The 26,904-nt window shown below is 59.8% G+C and carries 15 protein-coding genes; 8 read left to right on the plus strand and 7 right to left on the minus strand.

Features of this window, described 5'->3' with window-relative positions:
* Positions 1-166 precede the first annotated feature (166 nt).
* Both glnE and CXF97_RS28380 read right to left on the minus strand, forming a co-directional pair.
* Complete coding sequence (gene glnE, locus CXF97_RS04265) at positions 167-3,106, minus strand: bifunctional [glutamate--ammonia ligase]-adenylyl-L-tyrosine phosphorylase/[glutamate--ammonia-ligase] adenylyltransferase (RefSeq protein ID WP_101156500.1); 2,940 nt, start codon at positions 3,104-3,106, stop codon at positions 167-169.
* On the minus strand, positions 3,103-3,228 hold the full coding sequence (locus tag CXF97_RS28380) for a hypothetical protein (RefSeq protein WP_256584330.1): 126 nt from the start codon (positions 3,226-3,228) through the stop codon (positions 3,103-3,105). The genes glnE and CXF97_RS28380 overlap by 4 nt, the downstream gene beginning before the upstream one ends.
* 262 nt (positions 3,229-3,490) lie before the next feature.
* Here CXF97_RS28380 and aceE point away from each other — a divergent pair, with 262 nt between their 5' ends.
* The 5 genes from aceE to msrA all read left to right on the plus strand — a co-directional run bounded on the left by aceE (position 3,491) and on the right by msrA (position 13,589).
* The gene (gene aceE, locus CXF97_RS04270) at positions 3,491-6,136 is read left to right on the plus strand and encodes a pyruvate dehydrogenase (acetyl-transferring), homodimeric type (RefSeq protein WP_101156503.1); all 2,646 of its coding nucleotides are present in this window, start codon (positions 3,491-3,493) and stop codon (positions 6,134-6,136) included.
* Positions 6,137-6,147: 11 nt separating this feature from the next.
* Complete coding sequence (gene aceF / locus CXF97_RS04275) at positions 6,148-8,094, plus strand: dihydrolipoyllysine-residue acetyltransferase (RefSeq protein ID WP_101156506.1); 1,947 nt, start codon at positions 6,148-6,150, stop codon at positions 8,092-8,094.
* A 278-nt stretch (positions 8,095-8,372) separates the two neighbouring features.
* Positions 8,373-9,770, plus strand: a complete 1,398-nt coding sequence (locus CXF97_RS04280; RefSeq protein ID WP_101156509.1) for an alkaline phosphatase D family protein — start codon at positions 8,373-8,375, stop codon at positions 9,768-9,770.
* 254 nt (positions 9,771-10,024) lie between these two features.
* On the plus strand, positions 10,025-12,721 hold the full coding sequence (locus CXF97_RS04285; RefSeq protein WP_101156513.1) for a bifunctional diguanylate cyclase/phosphodiesterase: 2,697 nt from the start codon (positions 10,025-10,027) through the stop codon (positions 12,719-12,721).
* A 202-nt stretch (positions 12,722-12,923) separates the two neighbouring features.
* Positions 12,924-13,589: a peptide-methionine (S)-S-oxide reductase MsrA gene (gene msrA / locus CXF97_RS04295; RefSeq protein WP_101156517.1), complete on the plus strand. Its 666-nt coding sequence runs from the start codon at positions 12,924-12,926 to the stop codon at positions 13,587-13,589.
* Between the two features lie 102 nt (positions 13,590-13,691).
* Here msrA and CXF97_RS04300 read toward each other — a convergent pair whose 3' ends face one another.
* Entirely contained in the window at positions 13,692-14,531 is an 840-nt protein-coding gene (locus tag CXF97_RS04300) for a 23S rRNA (adenine(2030)-N(6))-methyltransferase RlmJ (protein WP_101156519.1), read from the minus strand.
* 194 nt (positions 14,532-14,725) lie between these two features.
* On the opposite strand from CXF97_RS04300, the gene CXF97_RS04305 reads away from it, so the two are divergent.
* Positions 14,726-15,142: a hypothetical protein gene (locus CXF97_RS04305; RefSeq protein ID WP_101156521.1), complete on the plus strand. Its 417-nt coding sequence runs from the start codon at positions 14,726-14,728 to the stop codon at positions 15,140-15,142.
* Positions 15,143-15,241: 99 nt separating this feature from the next.
* On the opposite strand, the gene CXF97_RS04310 is transcribed toward CXF97_RS04305, so the two are convergent.
* From CXF97_RS04310 to putP, 4 genes are all read right to left on the minus strand, one after another.
* The gene (locus CXF97_RS04310; protein ID WP_101156523.1) at positions 15,242-15,562 is read right to left on the minus strand and encodes a hypothetical protein; all 321 of its coding nucleotides are present in this window, start codon (positions 15,560-15,562) and stop codon (positions 15,242-15,244) included.
* Positions 15,563-15,888: 326 nt separating this feature from the next.
* The gene (locus CXF97_RS04315) at positions 15,889-16,602 is read right to left on the minus strand and encodes a DUF4123 domain-containing protein (RefSeq protein ID WP_101156525.1); all 714 of its coding nucleotides are present in this window, start codon (positions 16,600-16,602) and stop codon (positions 15,889-15,891) included.
* The gene (locus CXF97_RS04320) at positions 16,592-18,607 is read right to left on the minus strand and encodes a type VI secretion system tip protein VgrG (protein ID WP_101156527.1); all 2,016 of its coding nucleotides are present in this window, start codon (positions 18,605-18,607) and stop codon (positions 16,592-16,594) included. The genes CXF97_RS04315 and CXF97_RS04320 overlap by 11 nt, the downstream gene beginning before the upstream one ends.
* A 347-nt stretch (positions 18,608-18,954) precedes the next feature.
* Entirely contained in the window at positions 18,955-20,439 is a 1,485-nt protein-coding gene (putP, locus tag CXF97_RS04325; protein ID WP_101156529.1) for a sodium/proline symporter PutP, read from the minus strand.
* Positions 20,440-20,897: 458 nt separating this feature from the next.
* On the opposite strand from putP, the gene putA reads away from it, so the two are divergent.
* Positions 20,898-24,851 (plus strand): trifunctional transcriptional regulator/proline dehydrogenase/L-glutamate gamma-semialdehyde dehydrogenase, encoded by a 3,954-nt coding sequence (putA, locus tag CXF97_RS04330; protein ID WP_101156531.1) that lies wholly within the window; start codon positions 20,898-20,900, stop codon positions 24,849-24,851.
* A 221-nt stretch (positions 24,852-25,072) separates the two neighbouring features.
* Positions 25,073-26,875 (plus strand): acyl-CoA dehydrogenase, encoded by a 1,803-nt coding sequence (locus CXF97_RS04335; protein ID WP_101156533.1) that lies wholly within the window; start codon positions 25,073-25,075, stop codon positions 26,873-26,875.
* Positions 26,876-26,904: the final 29 nt, after the last annotated feature.

Consider the following 26,904-nt stretch of genomic DNA (forward strand, 5'->3'; position numbering starts at 1 on the left):
TGCTCGCGATGGGGTCTTCACATCCAACATTATTGTCGTCTGATACTCCGCTATCCGGGCAAGCCCGCTCCCACAGGGTTATTCATTTTGCCGCATAACCTTGAAGACCGAAGATCCCTTGTGGGAGCTCGCTCCCACAAGGTATTGGGTGCTGCATAAACCGGTTTCAGCTTAGCCCCAACTCTTTCCAGATCCGCAGTACCTGTCGCCGTTCTTCGGCGAACTGATCCCCGGCAATCACCCCGGCGTCTTTCTGCAAGGCCTGCCGGTGCGCGGCAGAGCGGTAGGCCTTGTAGGCCTCGCGCAACAGGCTGGCATCTTCGGCGGGCATCAGCCCTTCGTGTTCCAGCTCTTCCAGAATGCGGATGTTATCGGTCCAGCGCAGCAGCGGCGGATGGCTCTGCGACCACGCCAGGGCCGCGTATTGCACCATAAATTCAATATCGACGATACCTCCGGCATCCTGCTTGAGGTCGAACGGCACCGTCGCTTCGAAGGCATTAGCTGCCGTACCGGCCGCCGTGCTGCGGGTACCGAGGTTGTCGCGCATCTTCGCACGCATCTCGCTGACTTCCTGCTGCAGCTTGGCCAGGTCCCGTGATTTGCCCAACACCTGCGCGCGGACTTTCTCGAAGGCCTGGCCGACATCCTGACTGCCCACCAACACCCGCGCACGCACCAAGGCCTGATGCTCCCATGTCCAGGCTTCGTTTTCCTGATAGCGGGCGAACGCGCCGAGGGAACTCACCAGCAGTCCGGAAGCACCGGACGGCCGCAGGCGCATATCCACTTCATACAACTGGCCGGAGTTGGTCTGGGCCGTGAGCAGGTGAATGATCCGCTGTCCCAGGCGCGTGAAGAACTGCGCACCATCAATGGATTTCGGCCCGTCGGTTTCCGCTTGCGGGTCGCCGTCGTGGATGAACACCAGATCCAGATCCGAACCATGCCCCAATTCGATACCGCCGACTTTGCCATAACCGACAATGATGAAGCCGGGATCGCACAAGGCGCCGTCGGTGCGCAGCGGCGTGCCGTACTTGGCCACGGTCTGGCGCCAGGCCAGCGCGAGCACTTGTTCCAGAATCGCCTCGGCCAGCCACGTCAGGTAATCGCTGACCTTCATCAGCGGCAGGCTGCCGGCGATTTCCGAGGCGGCGACGCGCAAGCGATGCGCCAGTTTGAAATGGCGCAGGGCTTCCATTTGTTGCTCGAGGTCGTCCTCGGGAATTCGTGTCAGGCGTTCGCGCAACTCGGCTGCCAGTTCCGGCGCCAGCGGCGGCTTGAACAGCCGCCCCTCGTTGAGCAATTCGTCGAGCAGCAATGGAAAGCGGGTGATCTGCTCGGCAATCCACGGGCTCGCCGCGCACAGAGTCAACAGGCGACGCAGCGCACCGGGGTTTTCCGTGAGCAACACCAGATACGCCGAACGCCGCGCCACCGCTTCCACCAGCGGCAACACACGCTCGAGCACCAGGTCCGGATTGTCATGTTCGACGGCTTGCGCGAGCAGTCGCGGAATAAAGGCATCCAGACGTTCGCGTCCCAGCCGCTGCATCGCGCGCAGTTGCGGACTGCCACGCAAACCGGCGAGCGCCTTCAGGGCTTTGCCGGCATCGACAAAACCGCCCTCCTGCAACTGCCGGCACGCGGCTTCTTCGTCTTGTTCTTCTTCCCACAGGGGCAGCCATTCACCGCCAACCACCACTTCGTTTTCGCTGCCCTCTTCCTCGTCGGGATCGGCAATCACCTGGGCGAAATGCCAGGCCACGCGCCCGCGCCAGTACATCAGCTGTTCGTGGAACGCCGACCAATCGGCGAAACCCAGCATGAAGGCGATGCGCGCCTGATCCTGGGCGCTGTCCGGCAGCATCTGCGTCTGACGATCGGCAATCGCTTGAATGGCATGTTCGGTGTAACGCAGAAACTCGTAACCCTCGCGCAACTCACTGACCACCGCCGGCGGCAGATAGCCCTGCCCTTCCAGCGTGCTCAGCACCTTTAATAAAGGACGCTGTTGCAGGCTCAAGTCGCGGCCGCCGTGGATCAGTTGAAAGGCCTGAGCGATGAACTCGACCTCTCGAATACCGCCGGAACCCAGCTTGATATTGTCGGCCATGCCCTTGCGCCGCACTTCCTGCTGGATCAACTGCTTCATGGTGCGCAGCGCTTCGATCGCCGAAAAATCCAGATAACGGCGGTAAACAAACGGCCGCAGCATGTCGAGCAACTGCGCGCCGGCGACCTGATCGCCCGCCACTACCCGCGCCTTGATCATCGCGTAGCGCTCCCAGTCGCGACCCTGGTCCTGGTAATACTGCTCCAGCGCGTTGAAGCTGAGCACCAGCGCGCCGGACGATCCGTATGGGCGCAAACGCATGTCGACGCGGAAAACAAAACCGTCGACGGTCATCGGATCCAGCGCCTTGATCAGACGCTGGCCGAGACGGATGAAGAATTCCTGATTATCCAGCGAGCGCTTCACGCCGACGGTTTCGCCGCCCTCGGGGTAGGCGAAGATCAGGTCGATGTCGGAAGACAGATTCAGCTCCACTGCACCGAGCTTGCCCATGCCGAGGATAACCATCTGCTGCGGCTCACCGCTGCGCCGGCCGGTCGGCGTGCCGAATTGCTCGCAATGGCGGCTGTACAGCCATTGATAAGCCTGATCGATCGTGGCGTCGGCCATGTCCGAGAGGTCGCGGCAGGTCTGCACCAGATCGGCCTGGCGGGTCAGGTCGCGCCAGATGATCCGCACCTGATGGCGCGCACGCTGGCGGCGCAAGGCGCGGCCGAGTTCGTCTTCGCTCTGCGCGGTGCTAACGGCGGCGGCAATCTGTGCGCACAGTTCGCCGGGCGCAAACGCCCGGTCAAGTTCGCCGGACGCCACCAGCGACAGCAACATCAAAGGGTCACGAATGCTCTGTTCAATGACAAATTCGCTGGCGGCGGTGACGCGGGCCAATTGTGCCCAGCGCTCCGGCGTCCAGTCCGACAGGCCGTGATCGTCTTCAAGGGCGGCGACGGACGTACGGAACGACTGCTCGGATCGGCTGACCAACGGCAGGAGAATGGCGGGCAGTTCGGCAAGCACGGGCAGGGTCATGGTCTATCCTTGATCGGCGTAATAAGGGCCGCTTGTAGTGAATGATGAAAACCCGCTACGTGAAGGACTGTCGAACAAAAGTTAGAAATAGCTGAAATTTCTTCTTCTTTGGCATCCAGCATCAAGCTTTCACCTTATTCGGATGGAAATCGACCCGCCTTAACGATTATTCTCACAACGCAGTCGGAGGCCACAAGCCTTTCATCTGTAGTTTTACTACTCGTCTATACATTCGAAAGGCTGAAATGCCGGAAGATTTGTAGTAAAACTACACGCCGCCGGAACAACCTGTCGGCAATCCAAGAATTTTAAATCGTCTGCCCACAAGGCCAGTCGCAAACTCAGGCAACCGATTCTGGAAGCCTTTCCGCCCTGGAGCAAGCCATGCAAGACCTCGATCCCGTCGAAACCCAGGAATGGCTGGACGCCCTGGAATCGGTTCTCGACAAAGAAGGCGAAGACCGTGCTCACTATCTGATGACCCGTATGGGTGAACTGGCGACCCGCAGCGGCTCGCAGCTCCCTTACGCGATCACCACGCCTTACCGCAACACGATCCCCGTTACCCACGAAGCACGCATGCCTGGCGACCTGTTCATGGAACGCCGCATTCGCTCGCTGGTACGCTGGAACGCGATGGCCATGGTAATGCGCACGAACCTGCGAGATTCGGACCTGGGTGGTCACATCTCCAGCTTCGCTTCCAGTGCGACCCTGTATGACATCGGCTTCAACTATTTCTTCCAGGCCCCGACCGACGAACACGGCGGCGACCTGATCTACTTCCAGGGCCACACCTCGCCAGGCGTTTACGCCCGTGCATTCATGGAAGGCCGCATCACCGAAGACCAGATGAACAACTTCCGTCAGGAAGTCGATGGTCAGGGCCTGTCGTCCTATCCGCACCCTTGGCTGATGCCTGACTTCTGGCAGTTCCCGACCGTATCGATGGGTCTGGGTCCGATCCAGGCGATCTACCAGGCGCGCTTCATGAAGTACCTGGAGCACCGCGGTTTCATCCAGCCGGGCAAACAGAAAGTCTGGTGCTTCCTGGGTGACGGCGAGTGCGATGAGCCGGAATCCCTGGGCGCAATCTCCCTGGCCGGCCGCGAGAAGCTGGACAACCTGATCTTCGTCATCAACTGCAACCTGCAGCGCCTCGACGGCCCGGTTCGCGGCAACGGCAAGATCATCCAGGAACTCGAAGGCGTGTTCCGCGGTGCACAGTGGAACGTGACCAAAGTCATCTGGGGCCGTTTCTGGGACCCACTGCTGGCCAAGGACGTCGACGGCATCCTGCAGCGTCGCATGGACGAAGTCATCGACGGCGAGTACCAGAATTACAAGGCCAAAGACGGCGCGTTCGTTCGCGAGCACTTCTTCAACACGCCTGAACTTAAGGCGATGGTTGCCGATCTGTCCGACGACGAGATCTGGAAACTCAACCGTGGCGGCCACGACCCGTACAAGGTCTACGCGGCGTACCACGAAGCGGTCAACCACAAGGAACAGCCAACCGTCATCCTCGCCAAGACCATCAAGGGTTATGGCACCGGTGCCGGCGAAGCGAAAAACACCGCGCACAACACCAAGAAAGTCGATGTCGACAGCCTGAAGTTGTTCCGCGATCGCTTCGACATTCCGGTCAAGGACGAAGAGCTGGAGAACTTGCCGTTCTTCAAGCCTGAGCCAAACAGCGCCGAAGCCCGCTACCTCGCCGAGCGTCGTGCCGCACTGGGCGGTTTCGTGCCGCAGCGCCGTGCGCAGAGCTTCAGCGTACCGACCCCGGATCTGGACACCCTGAAAGCCATCCTCGATGGCTCGGGCGACCGTGAAATTTCCACCACCATGGCTTTCGTGCGGATCCTCGCGCAACTGGTCAAGGACAAGGAAATCGGCCCGCGCATTGTGCCGATCATCCCGGACGAAGCCCGTACCTTCGGTATGGAAGGCATGTTCCGCCAGCTCGGCATCTACTCGTCCGTCGGCCAGCTCTACGAGCCAGTCGATAAAGACCAGGTGATGTTCTACAAGGAAGACCAGAAAGGTCAGATCCTTGAAGAAGGCATCAACGAAGCAGGCGCCATGAGCTCGTTCATCGCTGCCGGTACTTCGTACTCCAGCCACAACCAGCCGATGCTGCCGTTCTACATCTTCTATTCGATGTTCGGCTTCCAGCGTATTGGCGACCTGGCCTGGGCTGCCGGCGACAGCCGTACCCGTGGCTTCCTGATCGGCGGCACCGCCGGCCGTACCACCCTGAACGGTGAAGGCCTGCAGCACGAAGACGGTCACAGCCACCTGCTGGCCGCGACCATCCCGAACTGCCGCACCTACGATCCAACCTACGGCTACGAGCTGGCGGTGATCATTCAGGACGGCATGAAGAAGATGACCGAAGAGCAACAGGACATCTTCTATTACATCACCGTGATGAACGAGTCGTACCAGCAGCCAGCCATGCCAGCCGGTGCCGAAGAAGGCATCAAAAAAGGCATGTACCTGCTCGAGGAAGACACTCGCGATGCGGCGCATCACGTTCAGCTGATGGGCTCCGGCACCATCCTGCGCGAAGTGCGTGAAGCGGCGAAGATCCTGCGTGAAGAGTTCAACGTCGGCGCTGACGTGTGGAGCGTTACCAGCTTCAACGAACTGCGTCGCGACGGCCTGGCCGTAGAGCGCAGCAACCGCCTCAAGCCTGGCCAGAAGCCGAAGCTGAGCTACGTCGAAGAGTGCCTGAACGGCCGTAAAGGTCCGGTCATTGCTTCTACCGACTACATGAAGCTGTTCGCCGAGCAGATCCGTCAGTGGGTACCGTCCAAGGAATTCAAGGTCCTGGGCACCGACGGTTTTGGCCGCAGCGACAGCCGCAAGAAACTGCGTCATTTCTTCGAAGTCGACCGTCATTTCGTGGTGTTGGCAGCCCTGGAAGCACTGGCTGACCGTGGTGATATCGAACCCAAGGTTGTGGCCGAAGCCATCGCCAAGTTCGGCATCGACCCGGAAAAACGCAACCCACTGGACTGCTGAGGAGACATTTTGTGAGCGAACTCATTCGCGTACCTGACATCGGCAGCGGTGAAGGTGAAGTAATTGAACTGTTTGTGAAGGTCGGCGACCGCATCGAAGCCGACCAGAGCATCCTGACCCTGGAATCGGACAAGGCCAGCATGGAAGTGCCGGCCCCGAAAGCCGGCGTCATCAAAAGCCTGAAAGTGAAGCTGGGCGACCGTCTGAAAGAAGGCGACGAACTGCTCGAGCTGGAAGTCGAGGGCGCTGCTGAAGCGGCCCCTGCACCTGCCGCTGCTCCTGCGAAAGCCGAAGAGAAACCGGCGGCCGCACCTGTTGCTGCCGCGCCTGCTGCTGCTCCTGCTGCCGCTTCGGTACAGCAAGTGCACGTGCCGGACATCGGTTCGTCGGGCAAGGCACAGATCATCGAGATCCAGGTCAAGGTCGGCGACAGCGTCGAAGCTGATCAATCGCTGATCACCCTGGAATCCGACAAGGCGAGCATGGAAATCCCGTCGCCTGCCGCTGGCGTGGTCAAGGCCATCAGCGTCAAGCTCAACGACGAGGTCGGCACTGGCGACCTGATTCTGGATCTGGAAGTGGCGGGTGCTGCGGCGCCTGCTGCAGCCGCTCCGGCCCAGGCTGCCGCGCCTGCCGCCGCCGCTGCGCCAGCTCCGGCTGCTGCCCCGGCGGTACCGGTCGCCGACAGCGTTCAGGACATCCACGTTCCGGACATCGGTTCGGCCGGCAAGGCCAAGATCATCGAAGTGCTGGTCAAGGCCGGCGACACCGTCGAAGCCGACCAGTCGTTGATCACCCTGGAATCCGACAAGGCGAGCATGGAAATTCCATCGCCTGCCGCTGGCGTGGTCGAAAGCGTTTCGATCAAGCTGGATGATGAAGTCGGTACCGGCGACCTGATCCTCAAGCTGAAAGTCAAAGGCGCGGCGCCTGCTGCTGCTTCGGCTCCAGCGGCCGCTGCTGCACCGAGCGCTCCGGCACCTGCCGCTGCCCCGGCTGCCGCTGCACCTGCTGCTGCCGCACCGGCCAAGCCAGGCGCGAAAGTTCACGCAGGTCCCGCCGTGCGTCAACTGGCCCGTGAGTTCGGCGTCGAGCTGAGCGCTGTTGGCGCCAGCGGTCCGCACGGTCGCATCCTCAAGGAAGACGTGCAGGTTTACGTCAAGGCGATGATGCAAAAGGCCAAGGAAGCACCGGCCGCTGCTGGCGGCGCAACCGGTGGCGCGGGCATCCCGCCGATTCCGGTCGTCGATTTCAGCCGTTTCGGTGAAATCGAAGAAGTGCCAATGACTCGCCTGATGCAAGTCGGCGCTGCCAACCTGCACCGCAGCTGGCTGAACGTGCCACACGTCACGCAATTCGACTCGGCGGACATCACCGAGCTGGAAGCTTTCCGTGTTGCACAGAAGGCCGTAGCCGAGAAGGCTGGCGTCAAACTGACCATCCTGCCGCTGCTGCTCAAGACTTGCGCGCACCTGCTCAAGGAACTGCCGGACTTCAACAGTTCGCTGGCGCCAAGCGGCAAGGCGATCATCCGCAAGAAATACGTGAACATCGGCTTCGCCGTCGACACTCCGGATGGCCTGCTCGTGCCGGTGATCAAGAACGTCGACCAGAAGAGCCTGTTGCAACTTGCTGCCGAAGCGGCTTCGCTGGCTGAAAAGGCCCGCACCAAGAAGCTGTCCTCGGACGAGATGCAAGGCGCCTGCTTCACCATTTCCAGCCTCGGCCACATTGGCGGTACCGGCTTCACGCCGATCGTCAACGCGCCGGAAGTGGCGATTCTCGGTGTGTCCAAGGCAACCATCCAGCCAGTCTGGGACGGCAAAGCCTTCCAGCCGAAACTGATGCTGCCGCTGTCGCTGTCCTACGATCACCGTGTGATCAACGGCGCTGCAGCCGCACGCTTCACCCAGCGTCTGGGCAGCCTGTTGGGCGACATCCGCACCATCCTGCTGTAACTCGAACGGCCCTCCGGCAACGGAGGGCCGTTTGCTGCACCCTTTCGAGCGCCACACGCTCGTACCTCAACCCCGCCAGTCTGGCGGGGCTTTTTTTTGCCTGAAATAAACCGGCCAGCGTCTTTTTCCCACAACCTGCGCTGACGTCGGCCACAAGCCTGGTCCACTTAACGCCAATATTTTCCATCGCCGCCCAACTAACCTCTGCTCAGGAAAGTTGAACCAACGCACGACGTTTATTTATTTCTTATTACTCCAACTTTCGAATGGAATCGATCATGTTCAAACCGACCATTGGCCCGATCGTGGGCCACGCCACAACTAGCGAAATACGAATTTTTATTCGCGGCGAACAGCAGGACAAAAAGAGAGTGTTTGCCGGAGTGCGCGCCCGTAAAGCCGGCGCGGACAAATGGTCTAACAGCGTATTTGCAATTTTGCATCCAGCCAATGACATGTCGGGGGTGCTGGCCCTGCAGGACCTCGAAGCCGACTGTGAATATGAATACCAGGCTGGCTGGCTGAGCCCAATGAATCCGGTGCATACCATCGACACCGTAATAGAGTTTCCACTGCAGTGGCCGCGACAACTCTACCGTTTCCGTACTCGCACCGCGCAGGCCAGCCAGCCCCGGGGCTTTATTGTCGGCTCGTGCCGTTATCTGCGGATCACCGCCGGCATCGCTTCGTTACCGCAACTGGGCGACCGCATCTTTGGCTCGATCAGCCGACTCATCGAAAACAGCCAGTTACCGGTGAGCGCGATGATCATGACCGGGGACCAAGTGTATGTAGATGATTTGAATATGATTGCGCCGGATCGCGAAGCAAAAGATATCCTGAGAAAATATCGAACGGCGTTTTCGCAACCGAATATTCAACGACTGATGTCCAATACATCGACTTACATGATGCTCGACGATCATGAAATCGAAGATAACTGGCCCGCCAAAGCCAGCGCAGCGGACGCGGACTTATATCGCAACGCCATGGCCGCTTATGAACTTTACCAAGCCAGCCACAGCCCGGTTTATGCATGTAACGGTAAAGGCCAGATAGATCGGGATACGCTGAAGCATTACTGGTATCAGTTCGGCGACAGCGATATCGCCTGGTTCGTCACCGACAGCCGAACCCGACGCAACCTGTCGAAAGAAGATCGACGCATTCTCGACATCGAGCAGGAGGAGGCGTTGCTGCAATGGCTGATCCACAGCCCGGCAAGGGTGAAGTTCGTGGTGACCAGCGTGATGTTCTATCCCGATCGCAGATTCAACGGTGACGATGCGTGGAAAGCATTCCCCGAACAGCGTCTGCGTCTGCTGGAAACCATTCGCAGCCACCGGATCAAGAACGTGGTGTTCGTCTCCGGCGACGTCCATGGCTCGCTGACCAGTCGCCTGAGTCATAGCGAAGATGCCGATTTCGAAGTGCATACCATCGTCTCCTCGCCGTTGCACAACAGCAAATTGCTGCCGTATGCCAGGGCCTCGACATTCATCCTCGATCAACCGCTGGTGCGCACGGCGGCCGGGGATTATCGGCACGAGCTGACCAGTGCGGTGGTGAGCCAGGACAATTTTGCGCATGTGATGGTCGAGACTGATCAGATTCTGGTCAAGTATCACGATCGTGAAGGCAAACTGCTGCAGTCGATTGCGATAAAACTGCGCTGAGCCTTTAAAGATCGCAGCCTTCGGCAGCTCCCACAAAAGGCCCATTCCGCTGTTGGAACTGCCCAAGGCGGGCGATCTTTTGTTCATTTCAGTCATGCACTGGAGAAATGTTCACTGCAGCCGACATATTCTTATAGCACTTGGCCTTCATCTCTCTTGTCAGTCGGTGCCGCAATGATGCAACCTTGCCGCAGCCAACAGACAAGAGGGCGAGAGCCCGGCGCATTCAGCATATTTCCAAGCGAGTTCCCTTCATGAAGAGCCAACCCGATGCCGCCAGCCGTATGGCGGCCGAGGTAGTGACGCAGTTGCCTGTGCCCTCGCGGCTCGGCATGCTGCGTTTCGAGCGCTTGAATGAAGCCAGTTGGGCGATGCTGTTCCTTGATCCCAATTGCGAACGCCAGTTCGGCCAGCCGGCCGTCGAGCTCTGCGCGCTGGTCGGCTCGCCCTACGCCAGCCTGATGGAACCCGAGGCGCGCTACCAACTGCACGACGCGATCCAGCAGCAGCTGAGCAAAAGCGCGCATTACGTGGTGCGCTACACCCTGCACACCGCCGCCGGCGCGTTGAACATCCTCGAGTTGGGCGAAGCCTACAAACAGCACAACCGGCATTTGCTGCGCGGCTACCTGCTGGCGGTCGACGAGGTGTTCGACGAACCCCTGGCACCGCCTTCGGTGGATCTGGAAACCCAGAACTCACGCCTGCAAATCGCTCTTGAGCTGAACCAGCGCGCCCAGCAGGAACAACTGCAGCATCTGGAACGCGTGCGCGCCCAGCAGGATCTGATTCTGCTGCTCGCGCGCCAGCGCTACAGCACGCATAACTCGCTGCAGGAAGCTGCCGAACTGATCACCCGCTGCGCCTGCGATATCTACGAAATCGACTGCGCCAGCCTGTGGAACCTCGAAGGCCAGCGCTTGCTGCCGATCTCCGCCTACCATCGTGCGACCCAGGAATATCTGCTGCCGGAGCCGATCGATATCAGCGGCTTCCCCGATTACATGGAAGCGCTGCACAGCAGCCGCGCCATTGATGCGCACAATGCCATGCACGACCCGCGCACCCGCGAGATGGCTGAGGCGATGCGTGCGCGTGACGTCAACGCCATGCTTGACGCCAGCATTCGCGTCGATGGGCAGGTGGTCGGCGTGCTGTGTCTGGAACAGACCGGCGTCACCCGTGCCTGGCAGTCCGATGAAATCGCCTTTGCCGGTGAGCTGGCCGACCAGTTCGCGCAAGTGATCAACAACCACAACCGTCGTACCGCCACCAGCGCCCTGCACCTGTTTCAGCGCGCGGTCGAGCAGAGCGCCAACGCCTTTTTGCTGGTCAATTGCGACGGCGTCGTCGAATACGTCAACCCGAGCTTCACTGCCATTACCCAGTACACCACCGAGGAAGTCCACGGCCAGCGCCTGTCGGAATTGCCAGCGCTGGAAAACCTCAGCGAGCTGCTGTTCGACGCGCCCTCGGCGCTGGCCCAGAGCAACAGCTGGCAGGGCGAATTCAAGAGCCGGCGCAAGAACCTCGAACCGTACTGGGGGCAGTTATCGATTTCCAAGGTCTACGGCGACAACCGTGAGCTGACGCATTACATCGGCATCTACGAAGACATCACTCAGACCAAACTGGCGCAGCAACGTATCGAGCGCCTGGCTTACACCGACAACCTGACCAACCTGGGCAACCGTCCGGCGTTCATCCGCAATCTCGATGAGCGTTTTGCCCGCGACAGCGATACGCCAATCAGCCTGCTGCTGGTGGACATCGACAATTTCAAGCGCATCAACGACAGCCTGGGTCATCAGACCGGCGACAAACTGTTGATCAGCCTCGCCCGGCGCCTGCGCAATAGCCTCAGCCCGAGTGGCAGCCTTGCGCGTTTCGCCAGTAACGAATTCGCTGTGTTGCTCGACGACACCGACCTTGAAGCAGGGCAGCAGATTGCCAGCCAATTGCTGATGACCCTCGACAAGCCGATGTTCGTCGACAACCAGTTGATCAGCGTCACCGGCTCCGTGGGCCTGGCCTGCGCGCCGCTGCACGGGCGCGATCCGCAAACCCTGATGCGCAACGCCGGTCTGGCGCTGCACAAGGCCAAGGCCAACGGCAAACATCAATTGCAGGTGTTCACTGAAGCGCTGAACGCCGAAGCCAGTTACAAACTGTTCGTCGAGAACAACCTGCGCCGCGCCCTCACGCAGAACGAACTGGACGTGTTCTACCAGCCCAAGCTGTGCCTGCGCAGTGGTCGTCTGCTGGGCATGGAAGCGCTGTTGCGCTGGAACCACCCGGAACGCGGCATGATCCGCCCGGACCAGTTCATCAGCGTCGCCGAGGAAACCGGCCTGATCATTCCGATCGGCAAGTGGATCGCCCGCCAGGCCTGCCGCATGAGCAAATCCTTGACCGCCGCCGGCCTGGGCAATCTGCAAGTAGCGATCAATCTTTCGCCGAAACAGTTCTCCGATCCGGACCTGGTCGCTTCCATCGCCAACATCCTCAGGGAAGAAGCGCTGCCGGCCAATCTGCTCGAACTGGAGCTGACCGAAGGCCTGCTGCTGGAAGCCACCGAAGACACGCATTTGCAGCTCGACCAGCTCAAGCGTCTGGGCCTGACCCTGGCCATGGACGACTTCGGCACCGGGTACTCGTCGCTGAGCTATCTGAAGAAATTCCCGATCGACATCATCAAGATCGATCGCAGCTTCATCCATGAAATCCCCGACAACCAGGACGACATGGAAATTACCTCTGCGGTTATCGCCATGGCTCATAACCTGAAACTCAAGGTTGTGGCTGAAGGCATCGAAACTGCCGAGCAACTGGCGTTCCTGCGCCGGCATCGATGCGACGTCGGCCAGGGTTATCTGTTCGACCGGCCAATCCCCGGCGATGAGCTGATCAAAGCGCTCAAGCGCTACCCGCGCGGGCCGCTCTGCCTCTAACCCCTCTACCCCATTCTCGCCATAACATGCCGCCCCCTGTAGGAGCTGCCGAAGGCTGCGATCTTTTGATCTGGTTTTTAAAAAGCAAAATCAAAAGATCGCAGCCTTCGGCAGCTCCTACATTGGGTAGTGATTAACCGGGCATCATTCGGCACACTGGCGGTCTGACTTTTTACCTCCAACCTGACTGAGAGGAACGATCATGGTTCTGCGCTCGGAAATTCTGGTGAACAAAAACGTGCTACCAACCAAAGAACAAGCCCTGCCCGGCCGCGAAACCCCGATGACCCTGCCGGAAAAACACTTCGTCTTCGAAGACACGGCGCTGCTCGGTCCATTCTTTCAGGACGTCGATTTTGCGATTTTCGGGCTCGGTTGCTTCTGTGGTGCGGAACGACGCTTCTGGCAGCGCGAAGGCGTGGTCAGCACCGTGGTCGGTTACGCCGGCGGCTTCACGCCAAACCCGACGTATGAAGAAGTCTGCTCAGGCCTGACCGGCCACGCCGAAGTGGTATTGGTGGTGTATGACAAGGCCCAAGTCAGTTATGAAGAACTGCTGGCGATGTTCTGGGAATTGCACAACCCGACTCAGGGCATGCGGCAGGGCAACGACATCGGCACCCAGTATCGCTCGGTGATCTACGCCACCACGCCAGAGCAACTGGATGCCGCGCTGAAGAGCAAAGACGTGTATCAGGCTGAACTGGCCAAGGCCGGTCTCGGTGAAATCAGCACCGAGATCGATCAGGCCCCGACCGTGTACTTTGCCGAAGCCTATCACCAGCAGTATCTGGCGAAGAATCCGGAAGGTTACTGCGGGATTGGCGGCACTGGCGTTTGCATGCCACCGAGTCTGGCGGGTAATTAGATCCTGACAGCAAAAAATCGCAGCCTTCGGCAGCTCCTACAGGGAAACGAATTTCAACTGTAGGAGCTGCCGAAGGCTGCGATCTTTTGATCTTGCTGTTGATCAGCTCTCGGCAATCAGCCAATCCATCTGCCAGCCACCCTGAGTCTGCCCCAGTTTCTTCGACAACCACGGCAGCAACTCACGCAATTCTTCCTCCAGCCCCCACGGCGGATTCGCAATCGCCATGCCCGAACCGTTCAGGCTGTTCGGCGTGTCCAGCGGATGCACCAGCAACTCCACACGCAGCAACTTCGGCGCACCCGTGCCTGCCAGGTCCTGATAGAACCGCCGCAATGCACGCTGATCCTTGACCGGGTACCAGATCGCTGCCACGGTCTGGCGCATGCGGCCGATGGCTTCTTTCATCGACGCCGCGCAGCGCTGCATCTCGTCCAGTTGCTCGAACGGCGGATCGATCAGCATCACCGCCCGCTTCTCCTGCACCGGCAACATCGCCCGCGCCACATGCCAGCCCTCGCCCAGGTGCACTTTCACCCGGCGATCGCCGGCCATGTTGTCCTTGAGCAGCACGCCGTCTTCGGGGTGCTTCTCGTTGAGCATCACCCGATCCTGTGGCCGCGTCAGGCGCCGCGCCAGCTCCGGCGAACCCGGGTAAAAACGCAACTGGCCATCCGGATTCATCTCCTGCAGCACTTTCATATAGTCGGCGGTCAGCGCCGGCAGATCGGGCTGATCCCACAACCGCGCAATGCCTTCCAGATACTCGCCGGTGCGGTTGGCCTGATCGCCCTGCAAGTCGTACAGACCGATGCCGGCGTGGCTGTCGAGATAGGCAAACGGCTGCTCCTTGCGCGACATCAGGGCAATGAGGCGGGTCAAGGTCAGGTGTTTGAACACATCGGCGTGATTGCCGGCATGGAAGGCGTGACGATAATTCATGGCTGCTCCTGCGAGGGCCGCAAAGTTTACCTTTTACCGGGCGGCAAGTCAGGGGTTCGCAGCCGAGCGGACAAAAGCCTGCCCTCACCCTAACCTTCTCCCTGTATGTACCCGATGGAGAGGGTTAGGGTGAGGGGCTTTGCTTTTATGGCATTACACTGGCTAAACATGAATGACAGGACGTCAAAAAACCCATGCGATATCGGATCATCTGCTTACTCGGCCTGCTTAGCCCCTGCCTCGTCCTCGCCGACGAAACCCACATTGAACAGGCCCGCCAGACACTCAAGAATTATGGTCTGAGCCACTGTATTCTGAAGCCATTCAACGAACACTCCGCTCTGGAAAAAGACATTGCACTGTCCGCCAATGGCTATTCGTTCATGGGCAAAGGCATGCATTCCATCCTGCAAAATGAAGACACGCTGCAAGTGCTGCATGACCCCTATAAAGAAACACTGAGCTACGTGTCGACGGCTTACGAGCAGACATCTTTACGCAGCAAACACTCAAGTGAAAAAGTAGTGTTTCTTGCGTGCCTTCACGTCTACAACTCAGAGGCGTTCGACCGCTTTATCCGCAGTCAGGATGCATACATCAATGATGATTGACCCCTTCGAAAGTCAAAAGATCGCAGCCTTCGTCAGCTCCTACACGGGACAGGCGTTCACTTTGCAGGAGCCGTCGAAGGCTGCGATCTTTTGATCTCTTCAGGCAGGCAAGCTGCGCAGGCGCTTGCCGATGACATCAAGTACATCGCAGCCATCACGCAACGGGATGGCGCACAGCAGGGCGAAGTCGCTGAGGATCACGGAGTCGCATTCGATCGAGCCGCGCATGCACATGTTTTCCAGCACCTGGACCACGGCGCGGATGCGGTGGTTGGCAGCGTCCATGAGGATGTCGAGAGGCACATGGGTGTCGACGAACAGGCTGGGCATGTCGCTGCAATTGCCGGTCAGGGCCATGAAGCGGTTGTCGGGGTGAGGCGTGATTTTCTTGTAGGGCGGATCATGTTTTGTCGTTGTCATTCTTGGCATCCCTGAAGTTCTGAGTGGAGCCGCCATTGACCTTCCTACGGGTTTGGGTGGCAGCCATGTGCGGGAGTAGGAACTGAGAACTCCAAATCAGCCACGTCGAAACGTGTCCCGCACAAAGCCGCCGTCAACTTGTCATGAATACGCTTTGACCCTTGTATTCAGCCTGCGGCACTTATGCACTTCAGAGTTCGGGATCCTACCCCCTGCCACCGCTCTCGCGGCGACAACGAAAAGACTACCCCTGCAACTCAGCGCGCACCAGTTCATGAAAACCGCCGCGATTCGAAGGAAACGTCCGAAGCGTTTGCCCCGAAATTTCACTCTGTCTCTGCCAGCAAAAACTCCAGAAGCGCCGATCGTGACGAATCTTCCGACATCGATAATTTGAAAAACTGCCCGACCTTGCAGCGCAAAACAGCCTCGGGAAACGCCTCGAACATGGCTGGGTGTTCTTCGCTCAGCCATTGCAGAGCATTCACGATGCGCACGCTTGCATCAGTCTGCGCCAACACAGATTTCGGCACGTTCCACCACGGAAAAACCCGCCCCGAACCCAGCGCTCCACCGCCGATTGCAACGGCTTGGCCGTTGATCAAGCCTCGCGAAATTACCGGCAGCAATTGCGCAGGATCGACCTCGTCAGACTGCAAAAGAGGCAGCAAAAACCGCCCATCCCAGAAGCGGAAAAACACCGCTTTACCGTCCGGCATCAGCACTTGAGTCAGGCTGCGGAAATGTTCGACCAGCACTTCCAGATCTGCCGAAGACACCGCCAACCATCCCCAATCCCGAGATTCTGTTTCCGCCACCCAACGTAAAAACTCACTGTCCGCAGCGACAATTCCCACATAGGGCATCACCGCATCCCACTCGGCATAAATGGTCTCGGCCCACACTGGACTCGCTGTGCCCTGCCAGGCTTTGAAAGCATCGGCGTCGCTGGCGCGGCTGAAAATGGCGAACAGTTGTTCTGACGCCAGCAGCGGCTGCCGCGCCAGCCAATCTTCGGCGGTTAATTGTTCAGGCTGCACAAACACCGTCCTTGCATCGCTCACACTCTTCGCAAAAAGGCGCATCACCTTTGAGACTCATGATTTGTGCGGCGGTGAGAATCGCCGCCGGCGCAGCGGCCAGTTTCTCGGGCAATCCCGGCACCACCGGTGCCGCACTCATTGCCGCCATCGGCGCGCCGCCCACCACAATCGGTACGCTGCTGAAAATTCCGCCGGGGCCGATATTGATCCACTGTCCGCCGGCCTGAATCGTTGCGCTCGCGCCGCCATCGATTACCACTTGCTGGCCAGCGCTGATATGGATCTGCGCCGAGGCGCTGGTGGCCTGGCTGTTTACCCGAACGTGCTGGTCGCCGAGCACGGACAAGTGATCATCCTGCCTGACCTCGGTCTGGCGCTGGCCGTGGGTGATGCGCTGTTCGTCGGCTTTGAGTTCATGCCGGGCGGAGCCGGTGACGATCACACTGCGCTGGTTGTCGACCTGCAGTTGCTGATCATTGAGCACATGCTGGGTCCAATTGCGCTGGGCACGCAGGTAGATTTCCTCGGCGCCTTTCTTATCTTCGATGCGCAGTTCGTTGTAACCGCCACCGCCGGGGCTGCTCTGGCTGCGGAAAACGCTGCGAGTCTTGTCTGCCGGCAGATCGAGCGGCACCGGTGTCGCGGCGTTGGGCAGGCAAGCCATGACCAGCGGCTTGTCTGCATCGCCATCAATGAAACCGACCAGCACTTCCATGCCGACGCGCGGAATCAGCACGCCGCCGTAGTGATCGTGGGCCCAGCCGGTCGCGACGCGCAGCCAGCAACTGGAGTGCTCGTTCAGCTCGCCGTCGCGATCCCAGGCCAGTTGCACTTTGACCCGCCCGTATTCATCGCAATGGATCTCCAGGTCTTTCGGGCCGGTGACCACGGCGGGTTGGTAACCCGACACGCGCGGCTTTTCCGGGCCCAGCGCCGGACGATAGAACACGTCCCACGGCGTGGCCACGAAGGTATTGCGATAGCCCTGGAAGGATTCGCCATCGCTGGTCACCGACTCCTCCAATACCTGCGGCTGACGGCCACGGTGTTCGACGGCAGTGAGTAACCACAGATCATTCCAGTCGCTGCGCGGATGTTCGACAAGTTGCAGGAAATGTCCGCAGACCAGTGAGGACTGGTCGCTGCTGCCGTCGGCTCGCCGGTAATCGGCGACGTGCCGTTCAAGCGTTCGCCGCGCCAGATGCCTGCCGGTGTCGCGATCGTTGAATTGACCGGGGAAGTGGTAGTCCTCCAGCACTGGACGTTGCTCGCCGTCACTGCGGCTTTCCAGAGACAGGCGCGGTTTTTCGAAGTTGTAGTCACGTCGAGTGACAACGCTGGTGCGGGTTTCCACACGCACGTTGAAACGCTGAATCGCCGGCGCACCGCCCGACATGCCGCTACCCGGCAAATATAGCGTCGGCTCGGCCAGCTTCGGAAACACGGTCTGGTCGTCGCCGAACACCAGCAGATGGCCTTCGGGGCTGTGTTGAAAGTGATAATGAATGCCGACTTCGGCACACAGACGCTGGATGAAGGCCAGATCGCTTTCCGCGTACTGCACGCAGTACTCGCGCTCCGGGTACTCGCTACCCAGGCGAAATTCAAAGGCATCGCGCAGGATCGAATGATCCTTGAGGATCTGCGTGACAATTTGCGGCACGCTTTGATGCTGAAAAATCCGCTGGTTGATGCGATGCCCCAGATACATCAGACGCGGAACGAGGCTGAGGTGATAGCGCGTCAGACGTTTCCCGGAATCGCCCTGCCCGACCTGATAAATCTGACCATGAAAACCGCAACCCTGAGCATCGAAACTCAGATACGCCTGACTGTGCAGCAGGCTTTCGAGATCCAGGTCCGGCCGCTCGCTGACCAGTTCGAGTTCGAAGCGAAAAGGCTGGCTGATGGCTTCCCTGCCCGAGAACTCAAGGACCTTGAGGTCATCCTGAGCGCCTTCGAGGGTCAAGGTAAAACGCGGTTGATTGGCAGGGGCGAACATCCGATGTCTCTCTGCAGTGTGGGGCGGGCGATTCTGCGGGAGAGGCAAGGGGTGATGAACAGGTGCCCGGAAATTCAGATTTGCCCTACGCAGGTTGCTGAAAGCGCCTGAGAACGCGGTGCCTTCGACTACAGACAAATCCCCCAAACCCGTACACAGAACGAACTGTGGGCTTGCTCGCGAAGGCGCCGGGTCAGTCGATTGAGATGTCGCCTGATATGCCGCATTCGCGAGCAAGCCCGTTCCCACACTGGATTTGCAGCTTAGCCGAAAATCTACAGGCAATAAAAAACGGCCCGCCTCCGGTAGGAAACGGGCCGTTCTGATGTGAGCCGAAGCTCAGCGCATTATTTGTTCAGGTGGAAATCTTTTTCCGCTGCTTCGAAGCGCTGCACCATGCCAGCGGTCGGCGCGCCGAGCTTGCTGACGATGTAGATGGCCAGGCTGGCGAAGATGAAGCCAGGGATGATTTCGTACAGGCCAAGCAGTTCGAAATGCTTCCAGAGCACCACGGTAATCGCGCCGACCAGAATACCGGCCAGTGCACCGTTGCGGGTCATGTCTTTCCAGATGACCGAGATCAGCACAACCGGACCGAACGCAGCGCCGAAACCGGCCCAGGCGTAGGACACCAGGCCCAGTACGCGGTTATCCGGATTGGCAGCCATAGCGATGGCAATCAGTGCTACCAACAGCACCATCGCACGACCGACCCAGACCAGCTCCTGTTGCGAGGCGGACTTGCGCAGGAAGGCCTTGTAGAAGTCTTCGGTCAGGGCGCTCGAGCACACCAGCAACTGGCAGCTCAAGGTGCTCATTACCGCAGCCAGAATGGCCGACAGCAGCACACCGGCAACCCATGGGTTGAAGAGGAGTTTTGCCAGTTCGATGAACACCCGCTCAGGGTTTTCAGCGACCGGGCCGGCCACTTCCGGGTGCGCCGAGAAATAGGCGATACCGAAAAAGCCCACCGCCACGGTGCCGCCCAGGCACAGGATCATCCAGGTCATGGAAATGCGACGCGCCTTGGCGATCGACTTCACCGAATCCGCCGCCATGAAACGCGCGAGGATGTGCGGCTGACCGAAGTAGCCCAGCCCCCAACCCATCAGCGAAATGATGCCGATGAAAGTGGTGCCCTTGAGCATGTCGAAATTGCTCGGATCTTGCGCTTCGATGGCGAGGAATGTGGTATCGACGCCGCCAGTGGCCAGCAGGACGATGATCGGCGTAAGGATCAGCGCGAAGATCATCAGCGTGGCTTGTACGGTGTCGGTCCAGCTCACAGCCAGGAAACCACCGATAAAGGTGTAGGCAATCGTCGCCGCAGCACCGGCCCACAGCGCCGTTTCGTAGGTCATGCCGAACGTGCTTTCGAACAGGCGGGCACCCGCGACGATGCCGGAAGCGCAGTAGATGGTGAAGAACACCAGAATCACGATCGCCGAGATGATTCGCAGCAGGCCGCTTTTGTCTTCAAAACGGCTGGCGAAGTAGTCCGGCAGGGTCAAGGCGTCGCCGTTGTGCTCGGTCTGTACGCGCAGACGACCGGCCACGAACAGCCAGTTCAGGTAGGCCCCGATGACCAGGCCAATGGCGATCCAGCTTTCGGAAAGACCGGACATGTAGATGGCGCCCGGCAGGCCCATCAGCAACCAGCCGCTCATGTCGGAGGCACCGGCAGACAGCGCGGTGACGACGCTGCCGAGGCTGCGACCGCCGAGAATATAGTCAGAAAGGTTGTTGGTGGAGCGATAGGCCATCAAGCCGATCAGCACCATTGCTGCGATGTAGATCACGAATGTGATCAGGGTTGGATTGCTTACGCTCATTGAGTTACGCCCTGGCTTTGTTTTTATGTAGCGGCGGTGGTGAACCGCTCGCAAACGACGACGTTTGGCAGACGATCCGGGATCCCGCGCATTTAAGACTGATGTTTCCCCAGGAAAGCCATCAGCCGGTGTACCGGGTTATTCCCGGTTGCACCTTGGCGGCGAATGCTATGCAACAAAGCAAATAAGGTGCAACCAGTTTCGCGAGAATTAGTTGCACCCAGTCGGATTAATCGACGTTCACCGGGTTTTTGCTCCCTTTTAAGGCAGTCAGGGCTCTTTGCTAGAAGTAAAAGCACCAAGCAGAGGCAGTACTTTGGTCGCGGAAATTAATTCCTGACCCGTTGCGGATTTTTCCGACAAAAAAAGGGTTGCACCCGGTTGCACCTCATTCAGCGCACGGCTAATCTTGCCGCCAGCTGATGCCACGCAACTGTGGCAACCATGAGGATAAAAATATGGCTACCACCACCCTTGGGGTCAAACTCGATGACCCGACCCGCGAGCGCCTCAAGGCTGCCGCAACCTCGATTGATCGCACGCCGCACTGGCTGATCAAACAGGCAATTTTCAATTACCTGGAAAAACTCGAGGGTGGTGCAACCCTGACCGAGTTGAACGGTTTGACCGCCAAAGACGCCGATGACGCTGGCGAAGTGCAGACCGATCACGCTCACCAATGCTTCCTCGAATTCGCTGAAAGCATCCTGCCGCAATCGGTTCTGCGTGCTTCGATCACCGCCGCCTACCGCCGCCCTGAGCCGGAAGTCGTGCCAATGCTGATCGAGCAGGCGCGCCTGCCGGCACCGATGGCCGAAGCCACCAACAAACTCGCCGCGACCATCGCCGAAAAACTGCGTAACCAGAAAAGTGCCGGTGGTCGTGCGGGCATTGTTCAGGGTTTGCTGCAGGAGTTTTCTTTGTCGTCACAGGAAGGTGTGGCGCTGATGTGCCTGGCCGAAGCGCTGCTGCGTATCCCCGACAAAGGCACACGCGATGCGCTGATCCGCGACAAGATCAGCACCGGCAACTGGCATCCACACCTGGGCAACAGTCCTTCGCTGTTCGTCAACGCCGCGACCTGGGGCCTGCTGCTGACCGGTAAACTGGTTTCCACCCACAACGAAGCCGGCCTGACTTCTTCGCTGAGCCGCATCATCGGCAAGAGCGGCGAGCCGATGATCCGCAAGGGCGTCGACATGGCCATGCGCCTGATGGGCGAGCAGTTCGTTACCGGCGAAACCATCGCCGAAGCGCTGGCCAACGCGAGCAAGTTCGAAACCAAGGGCTTCCGCTATTCCTACGACATGCTCGGTGAAGCGGCACTCACCGAAGTCGACGCGCAAAAATACCTGGCCTCGTACGAACAAGCCATCCACTCGATCGGCAAAGCGTCCCACGGTCGTGGGATTTATGAAGGCCCGGGCATTTCCATCAAGCTCTCGGCACTGCACCCGCGTTACAGCCGTGCTCAGTACGAGCGTGTAATGGACGAGCTGTACCCACGCCTGCTGTCGCTGACCCTGCTGGCCAAGCAATATGACATCGGCCTGAACATCGACGCCGAAGAAGCCGACCGCCTCGAGCTGTCGCTGGACCTGCTCGAGCGCCTGTGCTTCGAGCCGCAGCTGACCGGCTGGAACGGTATCGGTTTCGTTATCCAGGCTTACCAGAAGCGTTGCCCGTACGTGATCGACTACGTGATCGATCTGGCCCGCCGCAGCCGTCATCGCCTGATGATCCGCCTGGTGAAAGGCGCGTACTGGGACAGCGAAATCAAGCGCGCTCAGGTCGAAGGTCTGGAAGGCTATCCGGTCTACACCCGCAAGGTGTACACCGACGTTTCCTACATCGCTTGCGCACGCAAACTGCTCTCGGTGCCGGAAGTCATCTACCCGCAATTCGCCACGCATAACGCCCACACTCTGTCGGCTATTTATCACATTGCCGGTCAGAACTATTACCCCGGCCAGTACGAATTCCAGTGCCTGCACGGCATGGGCGAGCCGCTTTACGAGCAAGTGGTTGGCAAGGTTTCCGAGGGCAAGCTGAACCGTCCGTGCCGCGTTTACGCTCCGGTCGGCACCCACGAAACCCTGCTGGCGTACCTCGTGCGTCGTCTGCTGGAAAACGGCGCCAACACCTCGTTCGTCAACCGTATCGCCGACCAGTCGATTTCGATTCAGGAACTGGTCGCCGATCCGGTGGCGCAAATCGAGCAGATGGCCACCATGGAAGGCGGTTTCGGTCTGCCGCACCCGCGCATTCCGCTGCCGCGTGATCTGTACGGTGCCGAGCGCGCCAACTCCAGCGGCATTGACATGGCCAACGAACATCGTCTGGCCTCGCTGTCCTGCGCCTTGCTCGCCACCGCGCACAATGACTGGAAAGCCGCGCCGATGCTCGGCTGCGCGTCCAGCAACGAAACGCCGGCAGCCGTGCTGAACCCGTCCGATCACCGCGATGTGGTCGGTCACGTTCAGGAAGCCACCGTCGAGGACGTCGACAACGCCATTCAATGCGCGCTGAACGCCGCGCCGATCTGGCAGGCCACCCCGCCGGCCGAGCGCGCGGCGATTCTGGAACGTGCTGCAGATTTGATGGAAGGCGAGATCCAGCCGCTGATGGGCCTGTTGGCGCGCGAAGCCGGCAAGACCTACGCCAACGCCATCGCCGAAGTCCGCGAAGCGGTCGACTTCCTGCGTTATTACGCGGTGCAGGCACGCAACGATTTCAGCAATGATGCCCACCGCCCACTCGGTCCGGTCGTATGCATCAGCCCGTGGAACTTCCCGCTGGCGATCTTCAGCGGCCAAGTCGCTGCGGCACTGGCCGCCGGTAACCCGGTGCTGGCCAAACCGGCCGAACAAACTCCGCTGGTCGCCGCTCAAGCCGTGCGCTTGATGCTCGAAGCCGGCATCCCGGAAGGCGTGCTGCAACTGCTGCCGGGGCGCGGTGAAACGGTCGGCGCCGGTCTGGTCGGTGACGAACGCGTAAAAGGCGTGATGTTCACCGGTTCCACCGAAGTCGCGCGCTTGCTGCAACGCAACATCGCCGGGCGTCTCGACAGCCAGGGCCGCCCGATCCCGCTGATCGCCGAAACCGGTGGCCAGAACGCGATGATCGTCGACTCCTCGGCACTGACCGAACAAGTGGTGATCGACGTAGTGTCGTCGGCCTTCGACAGCGCCGGTCAGCGTTGCTCAGCGCTGCGGGTACTGTGCCTGCAGGAAGATTCTGCCGATCGCGTCATCGAAATGCTCAAAGGTGCGATGGCCGAAAGCCGTCTCGGCAATCCGGAGCGTCTGTCCGTGGACATCGGCCCGGTGATCGACGCCGAAGCCAAGGCCGGCATCGACAAGCACATCCAGGGCATGCGCGACAAAGGCCGCAACGTTTACCAAGTGGCAATTGCCGACAGCGAAGAGGTCAAGCGCGGCACCTTCGTCATGCCGACCCTGATCGAGCTGGAAAGCTTCGACGAACTGCAACGCGAGATCTTCGGCCCAGTGCTGCACGTGGTGCGCTACAAGCGCAAAGAGCTGGATCAACTGATCGGCCAGATCAACGCCTCCGGTTACGGCCTGACGCTGGGCGTGCACACGCGCATCGACGAGACCATCGCCAAGGTGATCGACAACGTCAACGCCGGTAACGTCTACGTCAACCGCAACATCGTCGGTGCCGTGGTCGGCGTGCAGCCATTTGGCGGCGAAGGCCTGTCGGGTACTGGGCCGAAAGCCGGTGGCCCGCTGTATCTGTACCGCTTGCTGTCGACGCGTCCTACCGACGCCATCGAACAATCCTTCGCTCGCGGTGACGCCATCGTCGCCCCGGACGTGCGCCTGCGCGATGCCATGAGCAAACCGCTGAACGCGCTGAAAGCCTGGGCTGAAAGCAACAAGTACGCCGACCTGAGCACCCTGTGCGTGCAGTACGCGGCGCAATCGCAGAGCGGCATCACCCGCGTACTGGCAGGCCCGACCGGCGAGAAAAACAGCTACGCCATCCTGCCGCGCGAGCATGTGTTGTGCCTGGCGGAAGTTGAAGGCGACCTGCTGACGCAACTGGCGGCGGTGCTGGCGGTAGGCGGTTCGGCGGTATGGCCGGAGTCGGACATCAGCAAGGCATTGTTCGCACGTCTGCCGAAGGACATTCAGGCGCGGATCAAGTTGGTAGCTGACTGGAATAAAGATGAAGTGGTGTTTGATGCGGTTCTGCATCACGGCCATTCCGACCAGTTGCGCGGCGTCTGCCAGCAGATTGCTCAGCGTGGCGGTGCGATCGTTGGCGTTCAGGGCTTGTCCCAGGGCGAAACCAACATTGCTCTGGAACGTCTGGTAATTGAGCGAGCATTGAGCGTCAACACCGCTGCGGCGGGGGGTAATGCCAGCTTGATGACGATCGGTTAAACCGCTGTAAATTCAGGCGACTGCAATGGTCGCCTGGCTCGCTCCCACAGAAGATCAAAAGATCGCAGCCTTCGGCAGCTCCTAAAGGGAACGCATTCCAAATGCAGGAGCTGCCGAAGGCTGCGATCTTTTGCTTCTGCATCACTCTCATCAATCATCCTATCCAGCCTCTATTCCCCCACCTTAGACTCGGCCCAACCTCAATTCCCAGGTAAGCCGCCATGTCCGAGACGCTGCTCAGTTCCCGCAATCTGGCTTTCGAGCTGTACGAAGTCCTTGATGCCGAGGGCCTGACCCGGCGAGAGCGTTTTGCCGAGCACAATCGCGAGACCTTCGACGCTGCCATCGGCACCGCGCGCAACATCGCCGAAAAGTATTTTGCCCCGCACAACCGCAAGGGCGATGAAAACGAGCCGCGCTATGAAGACGGCCAGGCGATTCTTATTCCCGAAGTGAAACCGGCGGTGGCTGCCTTTCTCGAGGCCGGTTTTCTCAACGCCGCACGCAGTTTTGAAGCTGGCGGCATGCAACTGCCGACGCTGCTGTCGCAAGCCTGCTTCGCGCATTTCCAGTCGGCTAACGCCGCGTCGACTTCGTACCCATTCCTGACCATGGGTGCGGCGAACCTGATCGAGAGCTTCGGCAGCGAAGAGCAGAAGCAGCGGTTTCTGCAACCGATGATCGACGGGCGCTTCTTCGGCACCATGGCCCTGACCGAGCCGCACGCCGGTTCGTCGCTGTCGGATATTCGTACCCGCGCCGAGCCTGCGTCCGACGGCACTTACCGCCTCAAGGGCAACAAGATCTTCATCTCCGGCGGTGATCACCCGCTCTCGGAAAACATCGTGCACATGGTGCTGGCGAAACTGCCGGATGCGCCGCCGGGAGTGAAAGGTATTTCGCTGTTCATCGTGCCGAAGTTTCTGGTCAACGACGACGGCAGCCTCGGCCAGCGCAACGACGTGTTGCTCGCCGGGTTGTTTCACAAGATGGGCTGGCGCGGCACGACGTCGACGGCACTGAATTTTGGCGATAACGGCGAGTGCGTCGGCTATCTGGTGGGCAAGCCGCACCATGGTTTGAGCTACATGTTCCAGATGATGAATGAGGCGCGAATCGGCGTCGGCATGGGTGCGGTGATGCTCGGTTATGCCGGTTACCTGTATTCGCTGGACTATGCGCGCGAGCGGCCGCAGGGGCGGGTGCCGGACAGCAAGGATCCGACCACCGCGCCGGTGGCGATCATTCAGCACGCGGACGTCAGACGCATGCTGCTGACGCAGAAATCCTACGTCGAAGGCGCATTTGACCTCGGCCTGTATGCCGCGCGGTTGTTCGATGACACCACCACGCTGGAAACCGAAGCCGAGCGTAAGCAGGCGCACGAGTTGCTGGACCTGCTGACGCCGATCGTCAAATCCTGGCCATCGGAGTTTTGCCTGAAGGCCAACGAACTGGCGATCCAGATTCTTGGCGGTCACGGTTACACGCGCGAATACCCGGTGGAGCAGTACTACCGTGACAACCGCCTGAACCCGATCCACGAAGGCACCCACGGCATTCAGTCGCTGGATCTGCTTGGCCGCAAACTGGCGCAGAACGGTGGCGCTGGGCTGAAGCAATTGATCCGCCTGATCGCCAACACCGCTGAACGCGCCGCTGCGTACGATTCGCTGACCGCACTGCGGGAACCGCTGGAGAAACTCGTTGCCCGCCTGCAAACCGTGACCATCGGCCTGCTGACCGATCTGGCGCAGGGCAAGGTCAACAGCAGTCTGGCGAACTCGGCGCTGTACCTGAAAGTGTTTGGCCACGCGGTGATCGGCTGGCGCTGGCTGGAGCAAGCGATTCGCGCCGAGGAAGGCCTGGCCAACGGGAGTGCGGCGGATGTCGACTTCTATAAGGGCAAGTTGCAGGCGGCGCGATATTTCCTGACGTGGGAAGTGCCGGGTTGCCAGCATGAGCTGGACTTGCTGGAGGCGCGGGATGATACGTGTCTGGCGATGCGGGACGCGTGGTTCTAAAAGCAAAAGATCGCAGCCTTCGGCAGCTC

The organism is Pseudomonas sp. Choline-02u-1 (genome assembly GCF_002836515.1).
Lineage (GTDB): Bacteria > Pseudomonadota > Gammaproteobacteria > Pseudomonadales > Pseudomonadaceae > Aquipseudomonas.